The sequence below is a fragment of the Caulobacter sp. SLTY genome (genome assembly GCF_009905535.1).
GTDB lineage: Bacteria > Pseudomonadota > Alphaproteobacteria > Caulobacterales > Caulobacteraceae > Caulobacter.
The window spans coordinates 11,680-23,561 of record NZ_JAAALA010000028.1 but is presented as its reverse complement, the minus strand read 5'-3'; the positions used below and the strand labels follow the sequence as shown (position 1 = coordinate 23,561).

General features: G+C 68.0%; 10 protein-coding genes and 1 pseudogene. 9 read left to right on the top strand and 2 right to left on the bottom strand.

All coding sequences use genetic code 11. The annotated features are described in order from the left end of the window. Positions 1-78 precede the first annotated feature (78 nt). The 5 genes and pseudogenes from GVN21_RS15455 (at position 79) to GVN21_RS15475 (ending at position 3,923) form a co-directional block, all read left to right on the top strand. The gene (locus GVN21_RS15455) at positions 79-417 is read left to right on the top strand and encodes a hypothetical protein (RefSeq protein ID WP_166575646.1); all 339 of its coding nucleotides are present in this window, start codon (positions 79-81) and stop codon (positions 415-417) included. A 119-nt stretch (positions 418-536) separates the two neighbouring features. Beyond that, positions 537-992, top strand: a pseudogene (rplU, locus tag GVN21_RS15460) (50S ribosomal protein L21); the annotation flags it as partial. Between the two features lie 241 nt (positions 993-1,233). Continuing rightward, entirely contained in the window at positions 1,234-1,506 is a 273-nt protein-coding gene (rpmA, locus tag GVN21_RS15465; protein WP_166575644.1) for a 50S ribosomal protein L27, read from the top strand. A gap of 125 nt (positions 1,507-1,631) precedes the next feature. Then, entirely contained in the window at positions 1,632-2,165 is a 534-nt protein-coding gene (locus GVN21_RS15470) for a GNAT family N-acetyltransferase (protein WP_166575643.1), read from the top strand. A 210-nt stretch (positions 2,166-2,375) separates the two neighbouring features. Further along, positions 2,376-3,923 carry an alpha-amylase family glycosyl hydrolase gene (locus tag GVN21_RS15475; RefSeq protein WP_166575642.1) on the top strand — a complete coding sequence of 516 codons (1,548 nt, stop codon included), beginning with the start codon at positions 2,376-2,378 and terminating at the stop codon, positions 3,921-3,923. Here GVN21_RS15475 and GVN21_RS15480 read toward each other — a convergent pair. After that, the gene (locus GVN21_RS15480; protein WP_240902968.1) at positions 3,920-5,476 is read right to left on the bottom strand and encodes a glycosyltransferase family 39 protein; all 1,557 of its coding nucleotides are present in this window, start codon (positions 5,474-5,476) and stop codon (positions 3,920-3,922) included. The genes GVN21_RS15475 and GVN21_RS15480 overlap by 4 nt on opposite strands. Before the next feature lie 299 nt (positions 5,477-5,775). On the opposite strand from GVN21_RS15480, the gene GVN21_RS15485 reads away from it, so the two are divergent. The 4 genes from GVN21_RS15485 to GVN21_RS15500 all read left to right on the top strand — a co-directional run bounded on the left by GVN21_RS15485 (position 5,776) and on the right by GVN21_RS15500 (position 10,912). Further along, positions 5,776-8,397, top strand: a complete 2,622-nt coding sequence (locus GVN21_RS15485; RefSeq protein ID WP_166575641.1) for a TonB-dependent receptor — start codon at positions 5,776-5,778, stop codon at positions 8,395-8,397. Positions 8,398-8,505: 108 nt separating this feature from the next. After that, complete coding sequence (locus GVN21_RS15490; RefSeq protein WP_166575640.1) at positions 8,506-9,510, top strand: agmatine deiminase family protein; 1,005 nt, start codon at positions 8,506-8,508, stop codon at positions 9,508-9,510. Then, positions 9,510-10,388, top strand: a complete 879-nt coding sequence (gene aguB / locus GVN21_RS15495) for an N-carbamoylputrescine amidase (protein ID WP_166575639.1) — start codon at positions 9,510-9,512, stop codon at positions 10,386-10,388. The genes GVN21_RS15490 and aguB overlap by 1 nt, the downstream gene beginning before the upstream one ends. Then, entirely contained in the window at positions 10,385-10,912 is a 528-nt protein-coding gene (locus GVN21_RS15500; protein ID WP_166575638.1) for a GNAT family N-acetyltransferase, read from the top strand. The genes aguB and GVN21_RS15500 overlap by 4 nt, the downstream gene beginning before the upstream one ends. A 155-nt stretch (positions 10,913-11,067) precedes the next feature. Here the strand turns inward: GVN21_RS15500 and GVN21_RS15505 are convergent, their stop codons facing one another. Next, positions 11,068-11,820: a phosphatase PAP2 family protein gene (locus tag GVN21_RS15505; protein ID WP_166575637.1), complete on the bottom strand. Its 753-nt coding sequence runs from the start codon at positions 11,818-11,820 to the stop codon at positions 11,068-11,070. Between the last annotated feature and the right edge of the window lie 62 nt (positions 11,821-11,882).

Here is an 11,882-nt window from a genome sequence, read left to right as displayed (position 1 = left end):
ACGCGCCAGCGGGCATCGGCGTCGGCTTTACTTTCACGCTCCGCCGGTCGAGCCTTGGTTCGACGATGGGGGTGATCCATGGTGTTCTGGTGGACCGGGCGGGGCTTTCTGGTGCTGCTGACGGTAATCGGCGTCTTCGGGGCGTTCGGCGCGATCGTCAGCTTCTCGACCGGTGGCCAGGGCATGGAGCGCTGGCCCTGGCTGTGGGGTGTCGGCTGGTTTCTGGCGGCGGCGGTGAACTGGTATGCGGGCTGCCGGCTCAACATGCGGCCGCTCGATCCACGCAAGGGCCACACCACCGGCCGGTTCCGCTATCCGGCCCGGCACCGATTCTGCGGCCTGCCCATGGAAACCTGGTCGCTACCCGCCCTGGCGCTGGGCCTGTTTCTGCTGGTCGTGGGGCTGCGGCCGGCCTGAAAGCCTGTCCCGCGAGCGTTGACTCAGGCGAGTCCCTCTGTATAAGACGCGACCCTTCGCTCGCGGGCCCCGTCCGCGGGCGCATTCGTTTTTTGCTATCTCACGTTCAGGACGGACCGATGTACGCGGTGATCAAAACCGGCGGCAAGCAATACCGGGTCTCCCCCGGTGACCTGCTGGTTGTCGAAAAACTGGCTGGTGAACCCGGCGCTGAAGTTTCCTTCGACCAAGTCCTGATGCTGGGCGATGGCGACACGGTCACCGTGGGCGCCCCGATGGTGGCCGGCGCCGCCGTCACCGCGACCCTGGTCGAGACCCGCAAGGGCGAGAAGGTGAAGGTCTTCAAGAAGATCCGCCGCCAGGGCTACCGCCGCACCCGCGGCCACCGCCAGCAAGAGACTGTCCTGCGCGTTACCGCCATCGGCGACGCCAAGTGGGACGGCAAGGTGGACCTGACCACCAAGGCCGAGCTGAACGCCCGCTCGCGCGGCCTGAAGCTGCCGGAATTCGCCGAAAAGGCCGAGGCCGCCCCAGCGCCCGCGCCCGCGCCGAAGAAGGCGACCAAGGCCAAGGCCGTGGTGACCGAGGAAGAAACCATCGTGGCCGCCGAGGCTCCGGTCGTTGAAGCCGCCGCCGCCGCTCCCGAAGTGGAAGTGAAGGACGAGGCTCCGAAGGCCAAGAAGGCCGCCGCTCCGAAGGCCGCCAAGGCCGAAGACGGTGACGCCGCCCCCGCCAAGAAGGCCGCCCCGAAAAAGGCCGCCAAGAAGGACGCCGACGAAGCCTAAGGGCCTCGTCGATAGAGGATAGGAGAGCGATATGGCTCACAAGAAATCAGGCGGCTCCTCGCGCAACGGGCGCGACTCGGCCGGCCGCCGTCTCGGCGTGAAGAAGTTCGGCGGCGAAGCTGTGCTCGCCGGCAACATCATCGTGCGCCAGCGCGGCACCAAGTTCTGGCCGGGCGACAACGTCGGCATCGGCAAGGACCACACCCTCTTTGCCCTCGAAACCGGCAACGTGAAGTTCGTAACCAAGAAGAACGACCGCACCTACGCGACGGTGGTTCCGAAGATGGCTGAAGCCGCCGAGTAAGGCGCAAGCCACCCTCCGGATCGCCGAAAAGCGTTCCGGACCTAGAGCTTCCAGAGGGGAGTCCGGATCGCCGGGCTCCCCTCTTTCTATTTCAGGGTCCCGCCAGAGGACCTGGGAGGCTAACCATGTGTCTGATCGAACAGACCCCAAGGATCGAGACACGGCGGCTGGCGCTGCGCAGCCCGGCGCCGGGCGACGAGTCGCGGCTGGCCGAACTGATGGCCGACTATGCCATCGCCAGGATGACCAGCCGGGTGCCGCACCCCTATTCCCTGGCTGATGCCGCGGCCTTCGTCGAGAAGGTGCAGGGGAACGATCCAGCGAAGGACCACAACTTCGTCATCGAGACCGAGGACGACGGCATGGTTGGCGGTATCGGCTTCTTCACCCCGCCCGGCGAGCCGTTGGAAGTGGGGTATTGGATCGGCCGCGACTGGTGGGGCCGGGGCTTCGCCTCGGAGGCCCTGCAGGGGGCGCTGGCCTGGGCCAAGGCTAGCTGGCGTAAGCGATACGTCGTGGCAGGCCACTTCAGCGACAACCCGGCGTCGGGCGCGGTGCTGTGCAAGGCTGGCTTCCTCTACACCGGCGAGGTGCAGCTCAAGCACAGCCTGGCGCGCGGCGAAGAGGCGGCGACGCGGATGATGGTGTGGTTGGCTTAAGGGAAGGATGCCTGGCGGTCGCTCTCCCCCATGAAATGGGGGAGTGGATTTGGCGAGCGCTGCAAGCGAGCCAAACCGAGGGGGTCCGCCGCCAGTTGAGGATGAACCTCCCGCCGCCGGCGCGGGCCCGCCTCCTGGTCCGTCGCTCACGCTCCGAACCGTCCTCCGCCCGCTCTCGCGGGCGGAGAGCGAAAAGGCTAGGCTCGCGCCATGACTCAATCGACACCCTGGTGGCGCGGCGCGAGCGTCTATCACATCTACGTCCGCAGCTTCTTCGACAGCGATGGGGACGGCCATGGCGACCTGCAGGGCGTGCTGGCCAAGCTCGACTACATCCAGTCGCTCGGCGTCGACGCTATCTGGCTGAGCCCCGTGCACCCCTCGCCCAACCGCGACTGGGGCTATGACGTCAGCGACTACCACGGGGTCCATCCCGACTACGGGACGATGGACGACCTGCAGGCGGTGATCGACGGCGCCCATGCGCGGGGCATGAAGCTGCTGCTCGACGAGGTGCTGGCCCATACCAGCGACGAGCACGCCTGGTTCCGCGAGAGCCTGAAGGGCGGCGACAAGGCCGACTGGTATGTCTGGGCGCCGCTGAAGGACGACGGCACGGCGCCCAACAACTGGCTCAGCGCCTTCGGCGGGCCGGCCTGGGCCTACCAGCCGCTGATGCGCCAGGCCTATCACCACAAGTTCCTGCGCCAGCAGCCGAAGCTGAACTGGCGCCATGCGCCGGCGCGGGCGGCTGCGCTGGAGGTGCTGGATTTCTGGCTTTCGAAGGGGGTCGATGGGTTCCGGCTCGACGTGGCCAACGCCTATCTCCACGACCCCGCCCTGACCGACAATCCGGTGGATGACAGCGACACGGGGCTGCGCTGGTCGGCGGCGGCCAATTTCCAGCGCCACTTCAACGATTCGAACCTGGTGGAGAACATCGAGGCGCTGGATGCGGTGCGGCGCACGGTCGACGCCCATCCGGACCGGTTCGTATTCGGCGAGTTCTCGGAGGAAGCCGACCGCTGCGGCGGGTTCGCGGCCCCGGACGAGGGGCTGCACGCCGGCTACAGCTTTCCGCTGCTGATCGCCCGGCGGATGGGGCCGGACTTCATCCGCAATCATATGGAGCTTCTGGCTCGCTATCCGGACCACTGGCCCTGCATCACCTTCTCCAACCATGACGTGCCGCGCACGCCCAGCCGGTTTGGCGACGGCTCGCTGCCGGTGGCCAAGGTGATGCTTGCCCTGCTGTTGACCCTGCGCGGCTCGATCCTGCTCTACCAGGGCGAGGAACTGGGCCTGCCGGAGGCGGACCTGACCCGTGAGCAGCTGAAGGACCCGGTGGGCGACCTCTACTGGCCGGCCCACAAGGGCCGCGACGGCTGCCGCACCCCGATGCCCTGGGCGCCGGGTGAGCACCTGGGGTTTTCGACTGCCACGCCTTGGCTGCCCGCCGCGCCGGAGCATGCCGGGCTGACCGTCGCCGCCCAGGAGGCCGACCCCGACTCTGCCCTGGCGCTGTCGAAGGCGCTGCTGGCCCTGCGCCGGGCCCATCCGGCCCTGCGGCTGGGGGGTCTGACCTTTCGGGACGCCCCGTCACCGATGGCGGTTTTCGAGCGGTCGTGGGAAGGCGAGCGGCTGCTCTGCGCCTTCAGCCTTGGGGCGGAGGCGCCGCCGGCCGATCCGGCCTGGCAGGAGGGGGAGACCTTGCTGGAAGCAGCCGGGCCCTTCGGCTTCCGGATCGCCCGCCTCTAGTCCTTTGGCTTGGGCCGGAATTCCTCGCCCAGGATCAGCACTGCCCGGCGCATGCGCTTGGAGTCGAGCCGGCTGCGGCTGACGTCGACGGTCTGGACGCGGGCGAAGTCGGCGACGATCAGGTCCTCGCGCGGCTTCATCTTGATGTCGGGGTCTTCGGCCAGCCGCACCTCGGCCGCCGTGACCACCAGCACCCGCGAGCCCAGCGCCGGGGTCAGCGGCGCGCTGGCCTCAGCCTGGTTCCCAGCCCGGTTCTTCCGCAGCCAGATGGTCAGGGGCGGGGCGCCCGGTTTGGCGAAGAAGTCGCGGCCGTAATAGGCCATGGCGTTGAACAGGAAACGGTCGTCCACGGCGATGGCGCTCAGGCCCTGGTCGGCCATCTCCACCTCGGCCCGGAGGACCATGGCCTGGGCGGTGTCCTCCCAGCCCTTCAGCCGCTTGATGGCGTTTTCCTGGCCCAGGGTTTCGGCCGTGCGCGGATTGAGCATGACCACCAGCAGGATGACGGCGAACGTCGCCTGCGGGATCAGACCGGCCGGCAGGATCCACCAGGGCTTCAGCCGCCGCATCATTCCCGCCGCCAGCACCGCCCCGGCCACATAGGCGGCCGCCGTCCAGTTGGCGTTGGCCCGGGTCAGGAAGGCCTGAACGGTGACGAACAGGATCGGCGGGGCGGTCCAGCAGAGCAACAGAAGTTCACCCGGCTCCAGCCGTCGGCGGAAGGCCAGCACGGTGGCCCAGATCAGGATGGCGAAGGGCAGGCCGAACACCCCGAACTGTTCGAGCAACAGGCGGAGGGTCTCGGCGACGTCGAAGGTCAGACCGGACTCGAAGCTGGCGTTGGCCGCCGTGTGGCCGACGGTGGCGAAACCGTGCAAGGCGTTCCAGATCAGGTTGGGGGCAATGACGACCAGAAAGACGAGGATGGCCGTGAGGGTCGTCTTCAACGTCCACGGCCGCCGCGCCTCGCGGTCGAGGATCAGGTGCAGGACGATGCCGGCCACCGCGTAGAGGGCCGCATATTTCGACAGCATGGCCAAGCCCATGGCCGCGCCCAGGCCGGCGGCGGTGAACAGCGGCCGCTTGGCGCTGGGCAGGTCGACATAGGCCAGCAGGGCGAAGCTGAGAAAGCAGAGCAGGGCCGCGTCGGTGGAGATGATCCCGCTGGAGACGGCCACGCCCGGCATCAGCTGATAGACCAAAAGGGCGCCGAACCCGGTCCAGGCGCCGAACAGCCGCCGGCCGACCGCGAACAGGGCCAGGCCGGTCGCGGCATGCAACAGCGGGGAGGCCAGCCGTACGTAGGCTTCGGCGTCTCCCAGCCGGGTGGTCAGATGGATCAGCCAGGCGACCATCGGCGGCTTCGAGAAGTAGCCGACGTCGAGGTCGCGCGACCACAGCCAGTACTGCGCCTCGTCCGGGTAGAGCTCCAGTGGGGTGGCGAACAGGGCGAACAGCCGAAGCCCGGTGAGCAGCATGGTGGCCGCCAGGGCGAACCGCCAGGGACGGGTGGCTTCCAGCCGGGCGAGTCGCTCCGTGTCCGTGAGGGTCAACGCTCCGTCTCCCGACGATTCTCTAATTTGGGCAAATCGTCTAAAGGGCCGATTCCGCCCTTCTATAGGGCAGGGTCCGGCAAAAGGTGTCGCAATCTTGCGACAAGGCGTCTCAATTCCGCCTTCAAGTGTTAACGGCTGCTTGTCACTGGAAGCCGTGTCATTACAAGGCGGTGGTGTGGTGCCGGGGCATCAGATCGGTCACCAAAGCTTTGCAATCGGGCGCTAATGGGGCGGCCAAGTCCGCAAATTTCGGGCGATCCAAGTCGGGCGCCTGTCGGGATGACAAGGGGATATCAATGAGAACGTTCAAGCTCGCCGCCGTGGCGACGACCGCCCTGGTCGGCAGCCTGCTGGCCGCCACCGGCGCCTTCGCGCAATCCACCGGCACCACCGAGGTCGAAGAGATCGAGATCATCTCGACCGCCGGCCAGCCCAGCATCGATGGGGTGATCACCGCCGAAACCGCGCCGAAGGCCAAGGCCTCGGTCGACCAGGAGTTCATCTCCACCCAGGCGTCCGGCCAGACCATCATCCAGACCCTGAACCTGACCCCGGGCCTGAACTTCACCAACAGCGACCCCTACGGCTCGTCGGGCGGTAACCTCCGCATCCGCGGCTTCGACGGCAACCGCATCAGCCTGACCTTCGACGGCGTCCCGCTGAACGACACCGGCAACTACGCCATCTACACCAACCAGCAGCTCGACCCGGAACTGGTCGCCCGCGCCAGCGTCAACATGGGCACCACCGACGTGGACAGCCCGACGGCCTCGGCCACCGGCGGCACCATCAACTACATCTCCCTGAAGCCCGGCACCGAGTTCGGCGGCCGCGGCTCGGTCTCGGTCGGCTCCTACGCCTACGGTCGCGTGTTCGGCCTGATCGAAACCGGCGAGTTCACCCCGTTCGGCACCACCGCCTGGTTCTCGGCCTCGCAACAGAAGTACGACAAGTTCAAGGGCCCGGGCGACCTGAAGAAGTGGCAGGTCAACGCCAAGGTCTACCAGCCGATCGGTGACAACGGCGACTTCGTCTCGCTGGCGGTCCATTACAACGAGAACCGCAACGACTTCTACCGCACCACCACGATCGCCAACTTCGAGACCTTCGGCCGCGGCTATGACAACCTGAGCCGCTGCACCCGTGACCCGGCGACCCCCGGCGTCGCCGACAACGACAACTTCACCACGGCCCCCGCCGCGCCCTTCGGCGTGCCGGCCGGCGCCGTGATCGGCCAGAACTTCAACCCGGGCCTCGACAACGGCCGGGCCCCGGCTGACAACCCGGCCTACACCGGCAGCTGCGCCAACTTCTACGGTCTGCGGATCAACCCGTCGAACACCGGCAACATCCGTGGCCAGTCGAAGTTCACGATCATTCCCGATCGCCTGACCTTCACCCTGGACAGCGCCGTCCAGTACACCCTGGCCAACGGCGGCGGCTCCACCACCATCACCGAGAACTCGGCCCTGGTGCGCGGCTCTTCGGCCCTGCCCGGCGTCGACTACAACGGCGATGGGGACGTGCTGGACACCGTTCGCGTCTACGCGCCGAACACCACCAACACCCGTCGTTACACCACGCTCGGCTCGCTGATCTGGGACATCAACGACAACAACACCGTCCGCCTGTCCTACACCTATGACTACGGTGACCACCGTCAGACCGGCCACTACGGCTACCTGACCCGGCGTGGCGAGCCGCAAAACGTGTTCGGCGGCAAGGATGGCCAAGGCCGCAAGGTCCTCGGCGCCGACGGTTACGCCCTGCGCACCCGCGACCGTCAGTCGTTCGCGACCCTGAACCAGATCTCGCTGGAATACCGCGGCCGCTTCTTCGACGACGCCCTGCAGGTCAACATCGGCCTGCGCGCCCCGACCTTCGACCGCGATCTGAACCAGTTCTGCCTCAGCCAGCGTGGTTCGACCACCGTGCTCTGCACGACCCAACCGCTGTTCGCGGCCGATCTGGACTCGGCCACTGCCGGCGTCCAGTCGAACCCGAACGTGGTGGCCCTGGTCGCCGCCGGCACCGGCACCCAGTACATCGTGCCCTACAAGCGCAGCGTCAGCTATGACGCCGTTCTGCCGAACGTCGGCGTGTCGTTCCGCTTCCTGGAAAACCACACCATCTTCGCCAGCTACGCCGAAGGCCTTTCGGCCCCGCGGACCGACAACCTCTACACCGTCGGTTTCGACACCGTGACCAACCGCGTGACCTACGCCGACGTCGAGCCGGAAACCAGCAAGGCGATCGACCTGGGCTACCGCTTCCGCTCGCCGGAAGTGATCGTCTCGACCGCCCTGTGGTACAACACCTTCGAGAACCGCATCGTCTCGTCCTTCGACCCGGACCTCGGCTTCAGCGTCGACCGGAACGTCGGCACCGTCGACCTGTGGGGCTTCGACGCCCAGGCCGGCTGGACCCCGAACGAGAAGTTCAGCCTCTACGGCTCGGTGACCTACACCAACAGCGAACTGCAGGATAACCTGATCCTCAGCGCCACGACCGAACTGCCGATCAAGGGCAAGCAACTGGTCGAGACGCCGGAGTGGATGGCTGGCCTGCGCGCCCAGTACAACATCACCGAAGCCCTGAGCATCGGCGGTCAGGCCAAGTACGTCGGCAAGCGCTTCACCACCGACGTGAACGACGAAGAGACCCCGGAATACACCGTGGTCGACTTCGACATCCGCTACGACCTGCCGTTCTTCGGTGGCAAGGGTTCGTACGTGCAGTTCAACGTCACCAACGCCTTCGACGAAAAGTACTACGGCAACATCAGCTCGGGTACGAACAACCTGATCATCCCGGACGTGAACCCGGGTCCGGCCGTCACGCCGCGCAACCCCAACACCGCCTTCGTCTCGATCGGCGCCCCGCGCACCTTCCAGGCGACCCTCAACATCCGGTTCTAAGACCCGGACGAGAGAACGGCAGAGTACAGGGAAGGGCGGTCCTCACGGGCCGCCCTTTTCTTTTGCACTCTTGACGACATCGCCCCTCGGGGCCACTTGCGCCAACCCATGAGCACCACCCCCGTCATCCCCGCCGAATGGTCTCCCCACCGCGCCATGTGGCTGGGCTATCCCAGCCACGGCGAGCTGTGGGAGGAGGACCTGGAGCCCGCCCGCGAGGAGGTGGCCGCCCTGGCCGCGGCCATGGCCGGGCCGGGGGCCGAGCGGGTGCGGCTGATGGTCTGCGGCGACGAGGCCGAGGCCAGCGCCTGGGCGCGGCTGGGCGAGGTTTCCGGCATCGAGATCGTGCGGGGGCAGTTCGGCGACATCTGGCTGCGCGACACCGGGCCGATCTTCTCCGGCGATGGCCGGGCGCTGGGGTTCCGGTTCAACGGCTGGGGCGGAAAATACCAGCTGGACGGGGACGATACGGTCGCCGACCAGCTCGCCGCGGCCGCCGGGGCGCCCCTGGTGCGCAACGATTTCGTGCTGGAGGGCGGCGCCCTCGACCACGACGGCCACGGCACGGTGCTGACCACGCGCCAGTGCCTGACCAACCCCAACCGCAACCCCGGCTGGGGCGAGGCCGAGGCGGAAGCCGCCCTGACCGCCGCGCTCGGGGCGAAGAAGGTGCTGTGGCTGGGCGATGGCCTGCGCCGCGACCACACCGATGGTCATGTCGACAACCTGGCCCGCTTCGTGGCGCCGGGGGTGGTGGCCTGCCCCATCGCCTGGGGTAAGCGCGATCCCAACGCCGACCTCTATGACGAGACCGCCGGCCTGCTGCGCGCCATGACCGATAGCCGAGGCCAGAAACTGCAGGTGATGCGCATCCCCTCGCCCGGCTGGACCGTCGACGCCGAGGGCGAGATGGTTCCGGCCAGCCACATGAACTTCATCGTCGCCAACCAGGCGGTGATCATGCCGACCTATGACGACGAGAAGGCCGCGTCCTTCGCGATCGACGCCCTGGCCAGCCTGTTCCCGGAGCGCAAGGTGATCGGCCTGCCGTCCAAGGCCATCCTGACCGGCGGTGGATCCTTCCACTGCATCACCCAGCAGGAGCCTGTGTGATGACCAAGACGCTGACCCTCGCCGCCCTCCAGACCCACTACGGGATGGACCTGGAGGACAACATCGCCCGCACCAAGGACCTGATCCGCCAGGCCGCCGCCGCCGGCGCCCAGGTGATCCTGCCGTCCGAGCTGTTCCAGGGACCCTATTTCTGCATCGCCCAGGAGGAGCGCTGGTTCGCCACCGCAAAGCCCTGGCGCGAGCACCCCTGCGTCACCGCCCTGGCGCCGCTGGCTCAGGAACTGGGGGTGGTGCTGCCGATCTCGATCTTCGAGCGCGAGGGGCCGCACTATTTCAACAGCCTGGTGATGGCCGACGCCGACGGCAGCCTGATGGGCGTCTATCGCAAGAGCCACATCCCCGATGGGCCGGGCTACCAGGAGAAGTACTATTTCCGGCCCGGCGACACCGGCTTCAAGGTCTGGGACACCCGGCACGGACGGATCGGCGTCGGCATCTGCTGGGACCAGTGGTACCCGGAGGCCGCCCGCGCCATGGCCCTGATGGGCGCCCAGGCGCTGCTCTATCCCACCGCCATCGGCAGCGAGCCGCATGACGCCAGCCTCGACACCGCCCTGCCGTGGCGCCGGGCCATGCAGGGCCATGCGGTCAGCAACGTGATCCCTGTGGTGGGGGCCAACCGCATCGGCTTCGAGCCCTGGGACGGCTACCCCAATGGCGGTCAGCAGTTCTACGGCTCCAGCTTCATCGCCGACCATCGCGGCGACCTGATCGGCGACATGGGCCGCGACGAGGAGGGGATCGTGACGGCCACGGTCGACCTCGACTTCCTCGACACCCACCGCGCCGCCTGGGGCTTCTTCCGCGACCGGCGGCCTGAGCTCTACGGCGCCCTGAGCAGCGGGCGGCCGGCGTGATCGAGACCGAGCGCCTGATCCTGCGGGACTGGCGGTCGGAGGACCTGGAGCCCTGGGCGGCGATGAACGCCGATCCGAAGGTCATGCGCTATTTCCCCGCCGTGCTGACCAGGCCCGAAGCCGAGGCGGTGATGGTCCGCGCGCAAGCGCATATCGACGAGCACGGCTTTGGCTTCTGGGCGGTTGAGCGCAAGGCCGACCGCCTGCTCCTGGGCTTCACCGGCCTGAAGACCCTGGCCCCCGACAATCCGCTGGCCCCCGGCGTCGAAGCCGGCTGGCGACTATCGCGCCACGCCTGGGGGCAGGGCTATGCGTCCGAGGCGGCGCGGGCGTCGCTGGCGCATGGGTTCGGGCCGCTGGGGCTGAAGAGCATCGTCGCCTTCACCGCGACCGACAACCTGCCCTCCCAGGCAGTGATGACCCGCATCGGCATGATCCGCCGCAAGGACCTCGACTTCGACCACCCCGCACTGCCCAAGGGCCATCCGCTCGAGCGGCATGTGGTCTGGGAAGCGAGGGCTTAGGGGACTGGTTCGCCATAGGCGTACCTGTCCCCGGTCAGCGCCGGCTGAGACCCCATGCGCGTTCCAGACGCCTTCGCGCGATCCGTCTGGATAGAGAAACGATCAGCCACCGACGCTGACCGGGGACAGGTAGCCCTGCGGGTAACCAGTCCCCACTACACCCCACACCCCTCCGCCGGCGGGGCCTTGGCCAGTTCCGCCTTCGCGGTGGCCAGGTCGGCCACAAAGCCCGGTTCCGCGTGGAGGCGGGCCACCGTGGCGGCGGCCATGATGCGGCCGGCTTCGACGTCGCTGGGGAAGTGGACGCCGCAGATCCAGCGGCTGTCGCCGAACTCGCGGGCCCGCAGGGTGATCTGGGTGGCCCGTTCGGGGACCAGCTCGGTCAGCACCAGGCCCCAGGCCCAGCCGGCGGCGGCATGGCCGGAGGGGTAGGAGCCGTTGGTCTTCATCCATTCCTCGCGCGGCACGCAGATCGGGGCGTCGTCATGGCCGATCAGCGGGCGGGTGCGGCTGTACTTGGCCTTGGCCTTGTTGGTGCTGCCGCCCGCGTCGATCACCAGCTTGCCCAGCATCCGGGAGAGCACCGGCGTGGCCTCCGGGGTGATCGCCTTGCCGGCGGCGCAGGCGAAGCTCCTGTGCGCCTTGGGGCCGAACAGCTCGACATCCTCGATGGCCTGGGCCCAGCGGGGCGAGCCGGCCAGGGACCGGCTGGCCTCGAAGGCGGCGCGGTCGGCCTTGGCTGCCTCGGAGCCATCGGCCGGTGGCGCGGAGAGGATGGCCACGCTGTCGGGCAGCTGCTCGGCGGTCAGATAACCCGTCGGCCGCGCCTGCTGCGCCAGGGCCAGCCCGCCGCACACCGCAATCGCCGCGCCCACCAGGGCGATACGTCCTGCCTTCGAACCGATCATCCGCTGCCTCCCAAGTCTGCTGAGGCCGACAGAGCGCGGTCGGCGAACAGCGTCAAGCCGGA